Origin of the sequence: Variovorax glacialis, from assembly GCF_051216375.1 — a bacterium.
Lineage (GTDB): Bacteria > Pseudomonadota > Gammaproteobacteria > Burkholderiales > Burkholderiaceae_C > Variovorax.
On record NZ_JBPJZT010000001.1, the window covers coordinates 325,310 to 342,416 of the forward strand.

General features: G+C 64.3%; 19 protein-coding genes. 12 read left to right on the forward strand and 7 right to left on the reverse strand.

All coding sequences use genetic code 11. The features are described 5' to 3' along the window. Positions 1-117: 117 nt before the first annotated feature. Positions 118-858 carry a hypothetical protein gene (locus ACSFBL_RS01615; RefSeq protein WP_435513985.1) on the forward strand — a complete coding sequence of 247 codons (741 nt, stop codon included), beginning with the start codon at positions 118-120 and terminating at the stop codon, positions 856-858. Positions 859-917: 59 nt separating this feature from the next. On the opposite strand, the gene ACSFBL_RS01620 is transcribed toward ACSFBL_RS01615, so the two are convergent. Continuing rightward, positions 918-1,832, reverse strand: a complete 915-nt coding sequence (locus tag ACSFBL_RS01620; protein WP_435513986.1) for a LysR family transcriptional regulator — start codon at positions 1,830-1,832, stop codon at positions 918-920. Between the two features lie 180 nt (positions 1,833-2,012). On the opposite strand from ACSFBL_RS01620, the gene ACSFBL_RS01625 reads away from it, so the two are divergent. From ACSFBL_RS01625 to cls, 9 genes are all read left to right on the forward strand, one after another. Then, positions 2,013-2,480 (forward strand): Ohr family peroxiredoxin, encoded by a 468-nt coding sequence (locus tag ACSFBL_RS01625; RefSeq protein WP_435513987.1) that lies wholly within the window; start codon positions 2,013-2,015, stop codon positions 2,478-2,480. An 82-nt stretch (positions 2,481-2,562) separates the two neighbouring features. Beyond that, entirely contained in the window at positions 2,563-3,312 is a 750-nt protein-coding gene (locus tag ACSFBL_RS01630) for an SDR family NAD(P)-dependent oxidoreductase (RefSeq protein ID WP_435513988.1), read from the forward strand. Positions 3,313-3,957: 645 nt separating this feature from the next. Beyond that, positions 3,958-4,506, forward strand: a complete 549-nt coding sequence (locus ACSFBL_RS01635) for an SLOG cluster 4 domain-containing protein (RefSeq protein WP_435513989.1) — start codon at positions 3,958-3,960, stop codon at positions 4,504-4,506. Between the two features lie 52 nt (positions 4,507-4,558). Beyond that, positions 4,559-5,710 (forward strand): serine hydrolase domain-containing protein, encoded by a 1,152-nt coding sequence (locus ACSFBL_RS01640; protein ID WP_435513990.1) that lies wholly within the window; start codon positions 4,559-4,561, stop codon positions 5,708-5,710. A gap of 377 nt (positions 5,711-6,087) precedes the next feature. Then, positions 6,088-6,432 (forward strand): hypothetical protein, encoded by a 345-nt coding sequence (locus tag ACSFBL_RS01645; RefSeq protein WP_435513991.1) that lies wholly within the window; start codon positions 6,088-6,090, stop codon positions 6,430-6,432. 98 nt (positions 6,433-6,530) lie between these two features. Beyond that, on the forward strand, positions 6,531-7,208 hold the full coding sequence (locus tag ACSFBL_RS01650; RefSeq protein WP_435513992.1) for a hypothetical protein: 678 nt from the start codon (positions 6,531-6,533) through the stop codon (positions 7,206-7,208). 35 nt (positions 7,209-7,243) lie between these two features. Then, the gene (locus ACSFBL_RS01655) at positions 7,244-7,768 is read left to right on the forward strand and encodes a hypothetical protein (protein WP_435513993.1); all 525 of its coding nucleotides are present in this window, start codon (positions 7,244-7,246) and stop codon (positions 7,766-7,768) included. 3 nt (positions 7,769-7,771) lie between these two features. Continuing rightward, a complete protein-coding gene (locus ACSFBL_RS01660) occupies positions 7,772-8,302 on the forward strand; it encodes an FUSC family protein (RefSeq protein WP_435513994.1) in 531 nt (176 codons plus the stop codon). A gap of 278 nt (positions 8,303-8,580) precedes the next feature. Next, a complete protein-coding gene (gene cls, locus ACSFBL_RS01665) occupies positions 8,581-10,047 on the forward strand; it encodes a cardiolipin synthase (protein WP_435513995.1) in 1,467 nt (488 codons plus the stop codon). A gap of 30 nt (positions 10,048-10,077) precedes the next feature. On the opposite strand, the gene ACSFBL_RS01670 is transcribed toward cls, so the two are convergent. The 3 genes from ACSFBL_RS01670 to ACSFBL_RS01680 all read right to left on the reverse strand — a co-directional run bounded on the left by ACSFBL_RS01670 (position 10,078) and on the right by ACSFBL_RS01680 (position 13,413). Then, positions 10,078-10,899 (reverse strand): SDR family NAD(P)-dependent oxidoreductase, encoded by an 822-nt coding sequence (locus ACSFBL_RS01670; protein WP_435513996.1) that lies wholly within the window; start codon positions 10,897-10,899, stop codon positions 10,078-10,080. A 246-nt stretch (positions 10,900-11,145) separates the two neighbouring features. Continuing rightward, the gene (locus ACSFBL_RS01675) at positions 11,146-12,378 is read right to left on the reverse strand and encodes an alpha/beta fold hydrolase (RefSeq protein WP_435513997.1); all 1,233 of its coding nucleotides are present in this window, start codon (positions 12,376-12,378) and stop codon (positions 11,146-11,148) included. Positions 12,379-12,507: 129 nt separating this feature from the next. Next, positions 12,508-13,413, reverse strand: a complete 906-nt coding sequence (locus ACSFBL_RS01680; RefSeq protein WP_435513998.1) for a LysR family transcriptional regulator — start codon at positions 13,411-13,413, stop codon at positions 12,508-12,510. 93 nt (positions 13,414-13,506) lie between these two features. On the opposite strand from ACSFBL_RS01680, the gene ACSFBL_RS01685 reads away from it, so the two are divergent. Next, entirely contained in the window at positions 13,507-14,394 is an 888-nt protein-coding gene (locus ACSFBL_RS01685) for an aldo/keto reductase family oxidoreductase (RefSeq protein ID WP_435513999.1), read from the forward strand. Between the two features lie 86 nt (positions 14,395-14,480). Here ACSFBL_RS01685 and ACSFBL_RS01690 read toward each other — a convergent pair whose 3' ends face one another. The 3 genes from ACSFBL_RS01690 to ACSFBL_RS01700 form a co-directional block, all read right to left on the reverse strand. Beyond that, on the reverse strand, positions 14,481-14,672 hold the full coding sequence (locus ACSFBL_RS01690) for an Lrp/AsnC ligand binding domain-containing protein (protein WP_435514000.1): 192 nt from the start codon (positions 14,670-14,672) through the stop codon (positions 14,481-14,483). Between the two features lie 6 nt (positions 14,673-14,678). Next, on the reverse strand, positions 14,679-15,116 hold the full coding sequence (locus tag ACSFBL_RS01695) for a c-type cytochrome (RefSeq protein WP_435514001.1): 438 nt from the start codon (positions 15,114-15,116) through the stop codon (positions 14,679-14,681). A 668-nt stretch (positions 15,117-15,784) separates the two neighbouring features. Beyond that, on the reverse strand, positions 15,785-16,165 hold the full coding sequence (locus tag ACSFBL_RS01700; RefSeq protein ID WP_435514002.1) for a MerR family transcriptional regulator: 381 nt from the start codon (positions 16,163-16,165) through the stop codon (positions 15,785-15,787). Between the two features lie 54 nt (positions 16,166-16,219). Here ACSFBL_RS01700 and ACSFBL_RS01705 point away from each other — a divergent pair, with 54 nt between their 5' ends. Continuing rightward, positions 16,220-16,969 carry an alpha/beta fold hydrolase gene (locus ACSFBL_RS01705; protein WP_435514003.1) on the forward strand — a complete coding sequence of 250 codons (750 nt, stop codon included), beginning with the start codon at positions 16,220-16,222 and terminating at the stop codon, positions 16,967-16,969. Positions 16,970-17,107 lie beyond the last annotated feature (138 nt).

Consider the following 17,107-nt stretch of genomic DNA (forward strand, 5'->3'; position numbering starts at 1 on the left):
AGGAAAACGCGGCCAGGGCATTGCCAGGCAGGGCGAAGCTGCTCTGTCTCAGGCAAAGGCGCCGGAAGCCGGGCACCTCCCGAACATCGGGCGAGGCTGGTCGACTAGCATGTCGACATGAACCCATTGCAGTTCGAACTCGATCGCCTGTACGGTTTGGGTGAGGGCGCCGCGGACGGCGCTGCCCCAGCGGCCGCCCAGGGCGCTCGAGCCTTGGTGCTGGAGTTGAGGGCACCCGCGGGGTGGGCCCAGCTTTCCTCGGTCTGGACGGGCGTCCAATCAGACTTCGGCTTTCCTCCCCCGGCCATCGCGGTCTCAGGAGTCGACGCGCTGCAGCTGTGGTTCTCCCTTGCATCGCCGACTTTGCCGAGTGCAGGTGAGCTTTTCCTGCGGGGCCTGCGTGGGCGCTATCTGCCGGACATGGAATCGACTCGCGTACGTCTGATCGCCGACGCGGCGCGACTCCCGTCCGTGCCGCCCTCAGAGACCAGTCCGGATCGCTGGTCGGCGTTCGTCGCCCCCGACTTGGCTTCGGTGTTTGCCGATACACCGTGGCTGGACGTTCCTCCCAACGGCGAAGGCCAGGCAGCGCTTCTGCGCACGCTCGAGCCCATCCGACGAGTTGCCTTCGAAGCCGCGTTAAGCCAGCTTAACGTCGTAGAGGAAGTGCCAGGTGACTTGAAGCTGTCAGTCTCGCCCGAGGTGCCCACATCCGAACAAGGGGGCGCCGACGCAGAGCGCTTCCTGAGACGCATCATGAACGACGAATCGGTGCCTATGGCCTTGCGGATAGAAGCCGCAAAGGGCTTGCTTGGCCATGCCAAACGCTCGGGGCGCCGCCAAGCCGGCGGCGATTGATCGGCGTCAGGTGCCCATCGCTTCGTCGCGCATGAGTTGCTGCAGGCGTTCGTGTCCTCTCACCTTCGACGGGCGGAGCCGTAAGGAGCGAACACTTCCACGGTCCAGTCGACAAAGGCGCGCAGCTTCGCGCTCGGGTGCCTGCTGGACGGGTAGGCTACCGACACGGGCATCGGCGGCGGTTCCCAGTCGGCCAGCAACTCGACCAGCGCCCCGCTCTCGACGTACGGCTGCGCCATGAAGGCAAAGGTCTGCGCCACGCCGAGCCCGGTCAGCAGCGCCGTCAGGTGGGCCGTGCTTTCGTTGACCGCAATGCCTGCATGCCCATTGATCTCGATGCGCTCGTCGCCGCGCTCGTAGCGCGGCGGAATGTAGCGACCCGTACGCGACGAGAAATAGCTCACCACCCGGTGCCCGTCGAGCAGGTCGGCCGGCGTCGCGGGCACACCGTGGCGCTTCAGGTAGTCGGGCGTCGCGCAGGTCATGTAGGGCATCTGCGCGACGCGGCGCGCTACCAGCGACGGGTCGCTCAGCACGCCACCGCGGAGCACGCAATCCACCCCTTCGCCGATCAGGTGGACCGGCCGGTCGCCCACGCCGAGCTCGAGCAGGATGTCCGGGTGGCGCGCGTGGAACGCCGGCAGCATGGGAATAAGAACTCGGTTGGCCAGCGAAGAGCCGACGTCCACACGCAGACGGCCTCTGGGGTTGGCTTGTGCATTTGTGACACTGGCCTCTATGTCGTCAATCTCGGCCAGCACCCGTGAGATGCGCTCGTAGTAGACCGCGCCTTCCGGCGTCACCGTGACACGCCGCGTTGTCCGCTGCAGCAGCTTCACACGCAAGTGGCTCTCCAGTTGCTGAACCAGCTTGGTCACGCTGGGCTTCGGCATCTGCAGCAAGTCGGCCGCCCGCGTGAAGGTGCCGGCCTCGACGACCCGGGCGAACACGCGCATGGCTGCGATCTGGTCCATCGCCAGATTATTGGCGAACTGGAAATAAACATGTCCCGTTCACCATCTTGGTCGCCTCAGGGTCCGAGCCGACACTTGCCGGCAAGCGATCCAAGCCCTATCGCGATGCCACTGAGGCAGGACGCACGCAAGCGTCTGCGCTCCAACTACAGGGCCAACCAACCCAAAAGGAAAATCCAAATGACCACCAAGATCCAACAAGTCCTCATGACGGGCAAGACCCATACGACGGCCAGCCGCGGCGAAGGCGGCCCTCGCAACGATGAGCGCGTCGACATCCGGATGTCGACACCCGGCAACGCCGGAAATGAAATCGCGCTGGAGGCGATTCAGCTGCATCCCACGGCAGAGCAGTTGTTCGCCGGGGCCTGGTCGGCCTGCTACACCGGCGCGCTCGGCGTAGCGGCCAAGGCGAGGAAGGTGGCGCTACCCGCCGATATGGCCGTCGACATCGAAGTCGACCTCGGCCAGACCGGCGGTGCGTACTTTCTTCAGGCCCGTATCGATGTGCGCATGCCTGGCGTCGAACACGACGTGGCCGAGGCCATCGCGCATGCAGCGCACCAGATGTGCCCTTACTCGAAGGCCGTCCACGGCAACATCGATGTCGCAACGAACGTCATTGCCGCGGAAGCCCTGGCTGCGTAGCAACTCGGTCGCATCAGAAACCGAACCTCGCTGTCGTCTCGACAGCGAGTGCAACGAACCCATCATCCTCTCGGAGAAAAGAATGTCCAAGCCCCTCTCTGGCAAAGTCGCCCTCGTCACTGGCGGTTCTCGTGGCATCGGTGCCGCCATTGCGCGCCGCTTGGCGCACGACGGCGCCGACGTCGCCATCAGTTATTCGGCCTCCTCCGACCGCGCCGAGGCGCTGGTCAAGGAACTGACGGACCTGGGCGCGCGCGCCGCAGCCTTTCAGGCTGACCAAGCCGACCCGATGCAGGTCGAAGCGCTGGTGAACAACACCGCTCGCCGTTTCGGCAAGCTCGACATCCTCGTCAACAACGCCGGCGTGTTCGTGGTCGGCCAGGTCGGCGCGCCCGACAGCGACGTCGCCGCCCTGGAACGCCAGTTTGCGATCAACGTCGGCGGCGTGGCCGCTGCCGTGCGCGCCGCAGTGCCACTCATCAGCGACCATGGCCGCATCATTTCGATCGGCTCCGGCGCCGCTGATCGCACGCCATGGCCGGGGGTGGCCGACTATTCGGCGACGAAGGCAGCAGTCTCCGCCTACACCCGGGGCTGGGCGCGCGACCTCGCCCCCCGCGGCATCACGGTCAACACCGTGCAGCCAGGCTCGATCGACACAGAGATGAACCCGCAGGGCGGCGACTTCGCCGCGGTGCAGAAGGCCGCCATTCCGCTTGGCCGCTATGGCCGGCCCGAAGAAATCGCGGCGGCAGTAGCCTTCCTCGCAAGCCCCGACGCCAGCTTCGTCACAGGCATCTCACTCGACGTCGACGGAGGAGCTGCGGCGTGATCGCCAAACTCGGGCATGGCAGGGGGTGAAACTTAAAGTCTGGGCTGAGTAGCAAACATGGCTTCTTGAGGCCGCCGCAGAGCCTAGCCCCGGCTCTCACCCGGCTCCTCGTATCACGTCTCCTTCCGCGCCCTTGAGTGGTGGCACGCAGTCTCGACGCCCTTCTGGACGTCGGCAAACCGCGGAAGCCCCACGTCGACCCGAGCGGCAGCAGCCGGTTCTAGCCGGTCGCTGGCCATCGCTTGCTGAACGTCGTCTCGCGGCCGGGACGGCTCGTTCGCGTAACTCGCCGATAGCAACCCACAGCCAAAAGCCCGAACATGCGAAGGTCAGCTACCAAGCGCGGTCGCGAACTGATGCTCGCGCCACAACCGGTCCATCAGGCCTGACATCCGGAGAATCCATGCTCAAGCTAGCGAGTGCATTGCTTCTGGGCCTTCTAGTGGGGTGCACAGGCGCCTCACCTCCAGCCTATTCCGTCTGCTCGACGCAGCCTGGCACGTACGCATGCCAAATCGAGCGATACGAGCATGTCGACTGACCTCGCGGGCGCCCTCCCTGAACTCCGAGCAACGGCAGAATGCAGGGGCGTTTTGGCGCCACGCTTGGCTGTCGCCATCCATCAAGAGCTTTACATCTCCGACCATGACGACACCGTTTGCTCGCCGACCTCAAGTTTGCGTTCTTGGTAGTGCCGAACCGGGCTCCTCGGCGTTCGAGCGAGCAGGCGAGGCCGGCGCGCTCCTGGCGTCGCTTGGTATGACCTTGGTCAGCGGCTGCGGTAGTCCCGCAACAAGAGTGGCTGCGGAGCGGGCTCTCGATGCGGGTGGACTGGTGTTGAGCATCGTGCCACCTGACCATATGCCACCCGCAGATTGGCCGGCAACGGTGGTTGTGCCGTGTGGCATGGGTGACGCGCGCAACTTGCTGATGGCCTTGTGTGGTGATGCCTGCATCGTCATCGGTGGGAGGGCCGGCACCATTTCTGAGGTCTGTCTTGCTTGGCTGCACGGCCGCCCACTGCTACCTCTAGTAGGACATGGGGGATGGTCTGACGGCCTGCCGTCGAATCCTCCGGACGAGCGAAAGAACTCGGAAATCTTGCCTTGGACCACGGCAGGCGAACTCGAGGGGCAATTGCGCAAGCTCGGATTGGTTTCGACACGAACTGGGGAAGCTCGAACTGGCCTGTAGCGAAGTTCGGCTCCAAACGGCCAGGAGCGGGCCTTGGATAACATGCACCGCCATGGGGAACATTAAGCGCCGTCGGTTTTCTGTGATGATGGGCGGCGCTGCGGTTGCCTCATTCACCAATATGCCCGTGCTCGCGGCCCAGTCAGCCGGCTGTGCTCCGCCCACCGACGGCGACAGGGTCGTTGACATTGGCGCACTATGCAGCATGGCGGAGCGGCTGGCGACCTCGGGAAACATACATGCCGTGCTGGTCACACATGCAGGCAAGCTCGTGTTCGAGCAGTACTTCAAAGGCTCTGACGAAGTTCCGGGGCGACTGTTCGGCCGTCGCGTGGCGAACGTCAGTTTCGACGCCGAAACGCTGCATGACATGAAATCTGTCTCGAAGAGCGTTGCGTCGCTCGCCCTCGGGATCGCCATCGACCGGGGGCTGATACGTGGGGTCGACGAGCCCATCTACGATTTCTTCCCCGAGTTGTCGGACTTGCGAACGCCCGAGAAGGATCGCATCCTGCTCAAGCATGTGCTCAACATGACGATGGGCTTGGAGTGGCAAGAAGCAACTGCGGAGACTGGTGATTTCTTCAACGACGAAGCGCGTATGAACATGGCGTCGGATCCATGCCGCTACGTGCTCTCCCGTGCGTCGGCGGCTCCGGCCGGGCAGACGTTCCACTACAGCACAGGTGCGCTTGCGCTTGTCGCCGCCATTGTCCGTAGGGCGACGGGGCAGCATCTGGACGACTTTGCGCGCGAGAACCTGTTTGCGCCCCTGGCCATTGCCGACGTGACTTGGGACCGGGTTCGAGGCGAAACCGACGCTGGGGGTGGATTGCGCTTGAGGCCTCGTGACATGGTCAAGATCGGCCAACTCGTTCTCTCGGGCGGTCTATGGCAAGACAATCAAATCGTCTCTAAAAATTGGATCAATGCGTCGACTACGGCCTCAACCACGACGACCGACGGTCAAACGTACGGTTATTTGTGGTGGGGTGGCAGGGCCTCGGCGAATCGACGGCAAATCCACTGGATCGGAGCATTGGGCCGAGGTGGCCAGTCCATCCGCATCGTCCCGGAACTCGACATCATTGTTGTCGTGACGGCCGGGTATTACCAAGACTACAGCCCGCAAGCATTCCAGGCACAGTACGCAGTCTTTAAGGATGTACTGCAAGCGGTTTCAGGGCTGGCTCGCCGCAAGTAGGCGCATTGCCCGACGGCAGCGACGCAAGGTCGTCAAAGTCTGTCACGCGTACGACCTTGTCGAACATGTACTCGGGATCTGGTGCAAGCACTCCACTTCGATCATCGAACACAGCCAGCGCAGGGCGGCGGCAGTAGCGGGCCGGTACTATTACCATTTCCCGGCGTTTCTGTTGCTGGTGCGCCGTTGCCGCCCTACCATCGCGGTCCATGAAGACCCCTCCCCGCACTTTGTCGTCCGTCGGACTGCTTCGCGGCAAGTGGGGCGTCCTCGGCGCAGGCCTGCTTGGCACAGCAGTCACTTTCGCCTCCTCCCTGGCGGGCACTCCCGCTACCGCAGAGCCGTACGCTCTGAAAGGGTTCACACCCGGCCAAGCCATGGCCACTTGTCCTGTCCAATGGCAGAAGTACCGCAACGAGGCCGGCTTCTCGTGCATCCAGCATGTTGGCAAGCTGGCCTCCCGGCCGATCCAGGCGACCTTTCTTCGCATCGAGAACGGCAGGCTCCTGAGCGTCTGGATCGACATGAAGGACCCCGGTGATTGGGTGCATGTCCAGAGTGCCCTCATGCAGAAGTACGGGCCCCCATCGCTCAACCAAGGGGCCAGCCGGGCATGGGTGACTCCGGATGCGCAACTGTCAGTAGGAAATTCCGGGGGCGTGCTGCTGCTCGGGTCCTGGAAGGCAAGGCAAGGCGCGAAGGAAGCTGTAGTGGATCTCTGACGCTCCTGGGCGTTGTCGGCGCCCAGGTCGCCAAGGAGTGCGGCATCGGCTTCGACACCTCGTCGGCCAAGGGCGCGCGGCCGGCCATCCGCGAGGTGATGTTCCTCGACACCGAGGACTTCAGGCTCTACAACAACGCCTTCATCCTGCGCCGGCGCATCCGCTTCGAGGATGGCTTCCCGGCCGAGGAGCCGGAAGTCGTCTTCAAGTTCCGCCACCCCGACCAGCAGCAGGCGGCAGAGGTGGACGTGCGACCCAACCTGCCGGGCGACTACCGCATCAAGTTCAAGGCCGAGGCCCTGCCGCTCAAGGACCGGCTCGGCGGCTATCGCCTGCTGTTCTCGCACAACGTCCAGTTCCCGTTGAGCCACGCACCGACGGACGGCGATCGCACGGCGATGGAGCGCCTGGCGGAGGTCTTTCCGGCGATGAAGGTGCTCAAGCTCGACAAGGGCGATCACGTCTCGCTGGTCAACCAGACGATCGTCGAGGAGGTGCTGCAGGACCTGGGGACGCTCGACTTCGGCAAGGGCGTGACGGCCGATGCCAACGTCGCGCTGTGGCGCACGCGTGGCGAGCACCTGCCGCTCGTGGGTGAGTTCGCGTACCAGGTGAAGTTCAAGAAGCGCGAGGACGTGCACGACAAGGCCCGCGAGCGCTGCGCCAGGTTCTTCATCCGGCTGCAGCAGGTCGGCCATGCATGGATCTACCTGGGAGCCACCAAGACCGGCATGGTCTACCGGCTCAAGGGCAACCCGCCACAGGCCCACGAGTAGCGGGCAGGCAGTGAACGCGATCGAGGTGCCAGACCGTGATCGACTACGTCACCTCCCTCGAGGAGGTGCTCTGGGGCGTGAGCCTGGTCGCGATCACGATGGCGATCCACGGCTGCGGCATGCTCGCGACCCTGTTCGCCTGCCATGCCGTCAGGCAGGGTGGGCCGGAAAACACGGTCTCGTTCATGCGCGGCGGCGCCGTCCTGATCCTCGCGAGCTGGATGATCGTGTTGATCCATCTGGTCGAGTTGCTGGTGTGGGCGCTCTTCTTCCTGTGGCAGGAGGCGATGCCGAGTCCGAGCGCCGCCTACTATTTCGCGCTCATGCAGTACACGACGGTCGGCAGCGCCTGGAACCTGCCGTTCCGGTGGCGCCTGCTGGACGGCATGCTGCCGATCGCGGGCCTGATGACCTTCGCGTGGTCGACCGGCGTCCTGTTCGCACTGGCCCAGGATTTTCAGAATGCGCAGCTGTCCGTCGTCCACGCCCGAAGGCCAGCGCGACGCGCGGCGCAAAGGCCCAGGCACTCAGTTGCGAATCGGAAGCAGGCAGAGCCATAGCCCATGAAGCACACAAAGGTCATCGAGCGCTTCATCGAAGACGACATGCGCGGCGTTCGCTACGCCATCAACGTGTTCGTCGCCACCACGGTGGTATGGCTCGTCGTCAAGGTCTGGAGCGACTCCAACCCGATCTGGGCGGTGAGCTCGATGATCGCAACCAGCGATCCGCAATTGAAACAGTCGGTGGCGACATTTCGCGGACGTCTTCTCAATACGCTCCTCGGCTGTGCGATCGGCCTGATGGTCATTGCCGTCGGCCGCACCAACTGGGAGTTGCCGACGGCGCTCGCGCTGTCGGTGCTGGTGTCGTCGTACCTGATCCGGATTCCGACGATGTGGCGGCAGGCCCCGATCACCGCGGCGATCATCGTCGCAGGCGGCATGCAGCACCACGACAAACTCGGCGCCTTCGAAAACGGTGCGCTCCGCGTGGGCGAGGTGATCTTCGGCTGCCTCATCGGCATCGCCAGCGCGTGGGCGTTATCGACGATCTGGCCGATGCCCGAGAAGCCATCGACGAGCAAGGGTTGACGTCGAATTTCCGTGTTGCAGTGCTTCGAGATCCCTCGAAGCGCCTGACAGAGTCCTCGCCTCGATGCCATCGGCACCGGCAAGGCGACGGCTCCTGCGCGACGAGCGCCGGCCGAACGCGCGTCCTTCGACCCAGGGCGCCACGCCGGACTCGCCCGGCGCGAAGCAATCTCCCGGATGCTTCGCTACCATCGGATCGGCATTCGCGTGGGGCTGTGAAGGCCCCGCTTTTTTGCCCCTGATCGCAGGCCGTCTCCGCACTTGACCTCCAACGCCCTATGCTCGACGCGCTTCGTCATTCGCTGATCGCCATTGCGATCGTCACCTTGCTCGAACTCCTGGTGATCGTCCGCATCCTCCTGCGGCCGAATCGCGATCCCGCGTCTCGCATCGCATGGATGGCGGTGGTCGGTGCATTGCCACTGGTCGGAATGCTCGCCTATCTGCTGCTGGGAGAGTCGAATATCGGCAGGTCGCGCGTGAAGCGATTGGACGCGGTGTTCGCGCGAATCGCGACGATGCCCGGCGCCGCCGCGGCTGAAGCCGGCAACGGGCTCGCCTCGGTGCCGCCGCTCTGGCGCCACCTGTTCGAACTGGGGCGCTCGATCAGCGGTTTCAGCCCGATCGAAGGCAATCGACCGCAGCTGATGGCGGACTCGAACGCGACCATCGACGCCATGGTGGCCGACATTGACGCTGCCCGCGACCATGTCCATCTGCTGTTCTACATCTGGCTGCCTGACAGCAACGGCCGCAAGGTGGTCGAGGCCTTGAAGCGCGCCGCGCTGCGCGGCGTGACGTGCAGGGCGATGGTGGACGACCTCGGCTCGCGCAGCCTGGTGCGCTCCGAGCACTGGCCGGCGATGCGCGCGGCAGGCGTCGAGGTGGCGACGGGGTTGCCGATCGGGCACTTCCTGATGCGCCCCTTCCACGGCCGCATCGACCTGCGCAATCACCGCAAGATCGTGGTGATCGACGACCGCATCACCTATTGCGGCAGCCAGAACTGCGCCGATCCCGAATTCCTCGTGAAGGCCAAGTTCGCACCGTGGGTCGACGCGGTCGTGCGCTTCGAGGGGCCGATCGCGCGGCAGAACCAGATCCTGTTCGCCAGCGACTGGATGACCTACGTCGATGTCGGCCACGACGCATTGCTCGCCCTGCTGGCCCGCCCGTTGCCGGCGGCCCTGCCAGGCGGGGTGACGGCGCAGGTGGTGGGTACCGGCCCGACGGTGCGCTTCTCGGCCATGCCGGAGATGTTCGAGACCTTGCTGTTCGCCGCGCGGCGCGATGTGATCATCACCACGCCCTACTTCGTTCCCAATGACGCGCTGCTCAGCGCGCTGTGCACCACCGCCTACCGCGGCATCGATATCGTGCTGGTACTGCCGGCGCGCAACGATTCATGGATCGTCGGCGCGGCGAGTCGCAGCTACTACGCAGAGCTGCTGGCGGCGGGTGTAAGGATTCTCGAGTACGAAGGTGGCCTGCTGCACACCAAGTCGTTCACGCTGGACGGCGAAGTCAGCCTGATCGGTTCCGCCAACATGGACCGGCGCAGTTTCGATCTGAACTACGAGAACAACATCCTCATCCACGATCCGGGCCTCACAGCGGTCATCCAGGAACGCCAGCAGCAGTACATGGCCCGCACGCATCCGGTCACGCGAGAGATGGTGGCGAGTTGGCCGATGTCGCAGCGGCTGTGGAACAACCTGATCGCCACGCTCGGACCGGTGCTTTGAGATCGGGGGTCGACGGCGCCCAGGCGCCTCTTATTCGAACAGGGTTCGCATGGCCTGCCGGCCGGCCATGACTTCGCTGAAGCGGCGGCCGCCAATTGCGCCACCATCCACCACGATATCGGTACCGTTGACGAATGACGATTCGTCACTGGCCAGGTAGATGGCAGCGTTGGCGATGTCGTCGGGAATGCCCGCACGCGGCACGGCTTGCATCTTGCCGAGCACGGCCTTCATCTTTTCGGCGCTGGCTTCGGCCGCCGCATCCTTCAATCCAAAGGCCTTTCCGAAGATGGCAGTGGCAATGCCGCCTGGCGATATGGAATTGACGCGAACATTGTCTTCACCCAGTTCCAGCGCCGCGCAGCGGCTCAGGTGAATCAGTGCTGCTTTGGCGGCCGAGTAACCGAAGGTGCCCGCATAGCCGGCCCGATGCCCGGCGATGGAGCCAATGTTGATGATGCTGCCCTGCTGCTGCGCGCGCATGAGCGCCGCGACATGCTTCATGTGCGCCATTGCACCGCGCACGTGCACCGCGAACGTGTAGTCGAAGTCTTCCAGCGACACCGACTCCAGGCGGGCGCCTCCCGTCGCGCCGCCGGCGTTGTTCACCAGCACGTCGATGCGGCCGCCTCCCGCCTTGGCGGACGCGATGGTGCGCGCGGCGTCGGCTTCGACCGAGGCATCCGCCTCGATGAAGGTCGCGCCGGTCGCCTGCGCCACTTCGGCGCCCAGCGCAGCGCGCCGGCCACTGAAGAAGACCGAGGCCCCTTCTTCGACAAAGCGTTCAACCATGCGCCGGCCGATGCCGCTCGTGCCGCCGGTGATCACGGCGACTTTGCCTTTGAGTCTCATGAGGGTCTTCCTTTGAAGGCACATTGGGGTGGACGAGTGGGGGGGTGCGCGTCCAGATGGTCAAGGCGCAACCGGCTCGGCCAACGACGCCCGCACTACGAGCAAGCAGCCCTGCCCTCCAGGAGCGCCCGTCGTACGGCGCCCAGGCAGCGAAAGCGGCCCTTCAGGAAGGCAAGTACGGAAAACCGCTAGCCAGCGCTCTGCAGATATTCCTTTGCTGGGTACGCGAAGCCCACGTCCGTCGGTTCAAGCCCGGCCGCGGACCATGTCGAGCAGGCGACCCACGATGCGCTCGCCATCGGCCCGCAGCCCGTTGTGGGCGTACTCGTTGGTAACCCAGGCCCGCAGCCCGCGAACGCCACGGGCCGTCTCCTCGGCAAATGATCGCTCCACGTAGACATCGTCGACGTACACGGTCGCTGCCACTGGGACCTCGTTGCGGGCGAGGCGGTCAGCGTCGTACAGGCGCGGCCATGGATGCTGGGCCAGAAGCTGCGCCACCTCGCGGTGCGCGCGCAAGCCCGCGTAGTCGTCCCACATCCAGGGGAAGACGTGCTCAGCGCCGAGGAGGTCGCCGGTCATCGCCTCCTCGGGCGCGAGCCGGTGTGCCGACCAGCGAGTAGCACCCCCGTCGGCGTACGAGGACTCATGGAGCGTCGCGTAGATCGGATTGCGCTCCCAAGATGACGCCATCGGCGCGTCGACCATGAATGCGGCCGAGCCGAAGGGCAGTTCGAGCAGGTGGTGCAACCGTTCGAACCCGGCGCTGTCGCCGAGCCACATTCCGGTCTGCCGAAACCGACGCGATGTGAGCCGGTCGCCGTTGGGCAAGCGGACATCTTCCTCGTCGAACCGGCGCAGGATCGTCCGCAAACGATCGAGGTCTCCTGGGTATCGCGCGTGATAGCGCTGGTTCGCTTCGCGCACGCGCGCCCATGTCGCCGCGTAGACCTCGTCGACCGGCCGATTCGTGATCGGCGCGAGGCCGCCGGTTATCAGTACCTCCCGCAGGCCCTCGGGCGCCAGCGACAGATAGGTGAGTGAGGTGAATCCCCCGAAGCTCTGACCGAGCAGACTCCAGCGCTCGACGCCGAGTTCAGCGCGGATCAGTTCGAGGTCGCGCACGATCGAGTCGGCGCGGAAATGCGTGAGGTACTCGGCCTGATCGGCAGGCGCTGCTCCAGGAATGACTGGCCCGACGGGCGTGGAGCGCCCTGTGCCCCGCTGGTCAAGCAGCAGGACCCGAAAGTCCGCAAGGGCACGCGCCATCCACCCTGAGGGCGGGCTCGTCGGGCGGGCGGCCTCGAAGCCTGGGCCGCCCTGCAGGAACACGAGGTAGGGGCGATCAAGACCGTCTGGGGCAGCAAGCTCGCGCGTGAACACGCTGATCGTGCCACGCAGCGGATCGCCGTGAACCAAGGGAACCGAGTGCTCGCGCTCGGTCAAAACTGCCCCGGGCATGCGGTAGGTCGTATTCATGGCTCGCATTAGAACCCGAACGTACGCCCGCCTCCGGCGCGACCCGATTGCCTGCGGCGGCCCATTCTCGATTCGGGTAGCGCTGAAAGTGCGGCCATTGGCCCCGACGAAGCTTTCCGGCGTAGGGATTCATTGCCAAGCCATCCTCTGGATGAAATCCACAAATGCCCGCAGCGGCGCGGGCAGTAGTCGTCGACCCGGGTAGTACAGAAACGGCCCCGAGAAGCGCGGCCACCACGGCCCGAGGATGGGCTCCAGCGCACAGCTGTCCAGGTGCGGTCGCAGCCAGTCCTCAAAGAGATAGATGATCCCGGCGCCCGCGAGGGCGGCATCCACCGCAAGATCGGCCGTGCCGCCGAGGCGCACCACCAACGGGCCCGTCACGTCGACGCGCAGCTTCTCGCCCCTTCTCTCGAACTCCCACGGCGGCATAAGGCCGCTTGCAAAGCGGCCACGCAGGCAGGCATGGCCCAGCAGTTCACTCGGATGCTTGGGGCGACCGCGGCGATCGAGGTATTCGGGCGAGGCAGCGACGGCGAAGCGCTGGGTACGCGGTCCGATGGGCACGGCGATCATGTCCTGCTCCAGCCGCTCCTCGTAGCGAATGCCGGCATCGCAGCCCGCCGCCAGCACATCCACGAATCCATCCTCTGCGATCACTTCGAGCGAGATGTCCGGATAGGCTGCGAGAAAGCCCGGCACGATCTTCGGCAACACCAGACGTGACGCGCTGATGGGCACGTTCAGCCTCAAGGTGCCGGCCGGCCGATCGCGAAAGCCGTTGACCACATCAAGCGCTGCTTCGACTTCGCTGAACGCAGGCCTCAGCCGATCGATCAGTCGCTGGCCCGCTTCTGTAGGCAGCACGCTGCGCGTCGTGCGATGCAGTAGTCGCACGCCCATTTGCACTTCCAGCCTCCGCACGGCTTCGCTCAGGCTCGACGCGCTGACGCCGCGCAGACGTGCACCTTCACGGAAGCCCCTGGCTTCCGCCACTGCGACGAATGCGTTCAGATCTCCAAGGTCGACTTTCATTGTTCGGATTTCCGCACAGCCTGTGCCGATTATGGTGGCTTATCAAGCAGCCATGGGCTGCCTACACTGAAGTCCAATCAACAAGGAAGCACCATGTCAAGAACTCCTGTCTCCACCGTTTCCACCCAGTTCACCCTCGGCGACCGCACTGTCAAGCGGGTCGGATATGGCGCGATGCAATTGGCCGGCCCCGGTGTGTTCGGGCCGCCGAAGGACCGTGCGGGCGCGCTCGCTGTGCTGCGCGAAGCAATTGCCGAGGGCGTCAATCACATCGACACCAGCGAATACTACGGACCGCACATCACCAACGAGATCATTCGCGAGGCGCTCGCGCCCTACCCCGACGACCTCGTCATCACCACCAAGATCGGCGCGCGTCGCGACGACAAGGGCGCATGGCTGCCGGCAGAGTCCGCCAAGGAACTCGAACAGGCCGTGCACGACAACCTGCGCAACCTCGGCCTGGACGCACTGCATGTCGTCAACCTGCGCTTCATGTTCGACGCGCACGGCCCGGCCGAGGGTGCGATCGAGGAACCTCTGACGGCCTTGGCCGAGCTTCAGCACCGCGGGCTGGTGCATCACATCGGCCTGAGCAACGTCACGCCGCAGCAGGTGTCCGAAGGCCGGCGCATCTGTCCGATCGTCTGCGTGCAGAACCAGTACAACCTGGCGCATCGACATGACGACGAATTCATCGACGACCTCGCGCGCGAGGGCATCGCCTACGTGCCCTTCTTCCCGCTGGGCGGGTTCACGCCGCTGCAGTCCTCGGAGCTCTCCGATGTGGCCCGTCAGTTGGGCGCCACGCCGATGCAGGTGGCGCTTGCATGGCTCCTGCGCCGCGCGCCCAACATCCTGATGATTCCGGGCACCTCGTCCGTCACGCATCTGCGCGAGAACCTGGCGGCGTCGAAGCTCGAGTTACCGGCCGATGCAGTCGTCGCCCTGGACCGGCTGGGCGCCGCCGAATCAGCATGAACGAGACGGCCTCCCCTTGGGCGGCCGCGCAGCGGAAGCCGGCATTTAACTTCGCGCTCCTCCGATCGGCAATTCCGACAGGCACGTCAGCCTGGCGCGACCGGAGACAGAGGCACGCGAGTCTCGAACTTTGAGCAGTTCATCGCGAACATGCTCTTGAAGTTGCGCACGTTGTTGTTCGACGAGAAGACCTCACGGGTGAACACGTGGTACTGCTCCATCGACTCGGCGTTGACGATGATGAGGAAGTCGAACTCGCCGGCGATTTCGCAGGGCACTGGGGACTACCTATTCCTAAACGTGTCGTGGCAGGTCTTGCAGGTCTCGCCCAACGTGCCCATGGCGGCTTTCAGTGCGTCGAGGTTGCCGGCTTGCGCGGCGACCAGGAGCTTCTGCGTGTCGGACATCAACCTCTCGCTGAGGTCCTTGAATTTCGCCTGCTCCTGCCAGATCTCCGGCTTGGCCTTGCCGCCTTCCGTACCGGGCCCGAATCCGGCCCAGGGAAGCTTCGATATTTCAGCCACAACCTCCGCGTTGGCCATCGCGGCCGTCGCGTCGTAGGGCACCCTTCCGGCGGCCATGGCACCCAAACGAGCGCCCTGGACAAACATCGCGCTCTGGCGGTACTTGATGACATCTTCGGTCTTGGCGAACTGCGCGGCGGCCGCCATGGAAAAGCCGCCACAAGTGGCGATCAGGATGAGGGGGGCAAGGGTTTTCATTTGTTGGTCCTTCTTGTTCGCGCACCGTGGAGTACGGCGCCCACCGGTTTCGATTTGTTGCGGTCGAAATTGGAAACAACCCGCGACGCGGTTGATTCCGCGCTGAGGCGGAACGTTCATTCCCGGAAACGCACGATCGGTTCAATCTCATGCAGCTTGGATACTCGGGCCCGCGCATCGGCCCCCGGCTGCTCCACGGCATTCCTGCTGTGCACTTCGTCGGCCCGACGAGGCTCTTGCGAACCCGCAAATGAATGACGGCTTCAAGAATTCCGACCTTCGCCTTTGGCCCCCTATGCCATTTCGCGACCCTAAAACAGCCCCTCAGCGATCTGATCTCCGTCCCCGACTCACAGCTCTTCAATGTTTCGATGGACGTCAGGTTTCAAAGCAGATCCGTCGCTCGCGAGGAAGAAGCCGAATTTCAGCTCGCTGCGATCGCCGTCATTCAACAGCAAATTTCGCACGACAGCAGCCAGTCTCAAGCGCCTTGCCGGCGTCGCCGACTTCGCTTAACCCGCCAGCGTTGTCAAGGATTTGCGCAAGACGGTCTGCGGCTGTGAGGCGCATGGCGCCGCGTGTTGGCCATGGCTCGTCCGATGCCAAGGTACGTTCGACCTTTGCCGATGACGAATTGCCGCAATTGTCTGCTGTGCTGCGGACATTCCTTAGCCGTGCAACGGCGCCGGTCCCTTGGACCCTGCTTCAAGCCACGCGATCTTTCGATCCAAGAACAAGAGCATCGCTTGAAGCTCAACCGCTCTACGCTTGAGCTTTTCACGATGCTGGACCATCGCCTTCAGCATCCTTGCGCTGCCGTTGCTCGAACGCCGCTCGGCAACAAGCGTCCGTATCTCCAGTAGCGACATGCCCAACGCCTGTCCTGCCTGGATAGCCTTCAGCAGCCTCAAGTCCGCTTCAGTGAAGTCGAGGTAGGGTCGGGAGCCACCCGCCAGACCCGCCTTCGGCGTCAGAAGCCCTTCGCGGACATAGTGACGGACAGTCGTGGTCTTTACTCCGCCCCGCGACGCAAACTCGGCAATCCACATACACGCCTCCAAGGTGTTGACTATGCAGCCGACTCCATAGTTATAACAGCCATCATGAACCAGACCATCCCACTTCTTCTCCTGCCGGGCCTCATGAACGATGAGCGGGTATGGAGCCCGCTTCTGCCCGCGCTCGGTGCAGGGCGGCAAGTCCATATGGCGCCCACCCACTTGGATGGAAGCCTGGAAGATTCAGCCCGCGAAGCCGTGGCCGCCATGCCTCCGGGGCGATTCGCAGTCGCGGGCTTCTCGCTGGGCGGGTATGTTGCCTTGGAAGTGTGCCGCCAGGCCAAGGAGCGGATCGCAGGGCTTGCTCTGTTGGACACGGGTGCCCGGACTGATGCCGAAGAAGCAAAGCAGGCCCGAACAAGAATGGTCCAAGCGATGGGAAGCGGCGCCGCCACTCTCGATCAGATCGCTGCCGGGTTCGCGGCTCGGGTGGTGCACAACTCGCACCTGAATGACTTAGACCTTCTTCGGCTGTTGGCAGACATGGCAAAAGCGGTGGGCAGCGAGGGTTTTGCAAGACAGCAGCAGGGAGCGATGGGTCGACCCGACAACCGCGAGTTATTGAAGGAACTTCAGGTTCCCGCGCTCGTTCTATGTGGGCGTGAAGATCAGGTGACGCCTCTTGCCCTGAGCAAGGAGATGGCGAACCTCCTGCCCGACGCAGAACTGGTGATCGTGGAGACCGCTGGCCACATGACTACGCTGGAACAGCCAGATGCGGTAAAGGCGGCGGTGTCCGATTGGCTTATCAGAGTCGATGAACTGTTTGCCTGGCTGGAGGCATCGACCGGTTGAATCCGCAAGAGGTTTGCTCATGGCGGTGCGCTACGGCGCGTGAAAGGCGGGAACTCGCGCGGCGACACGGCCGAGGTCGAAATTCGTGTATCGACCCCCCGATCGGTTGCTGCTCGGAGGGGTACGGGGTGAGGGCCG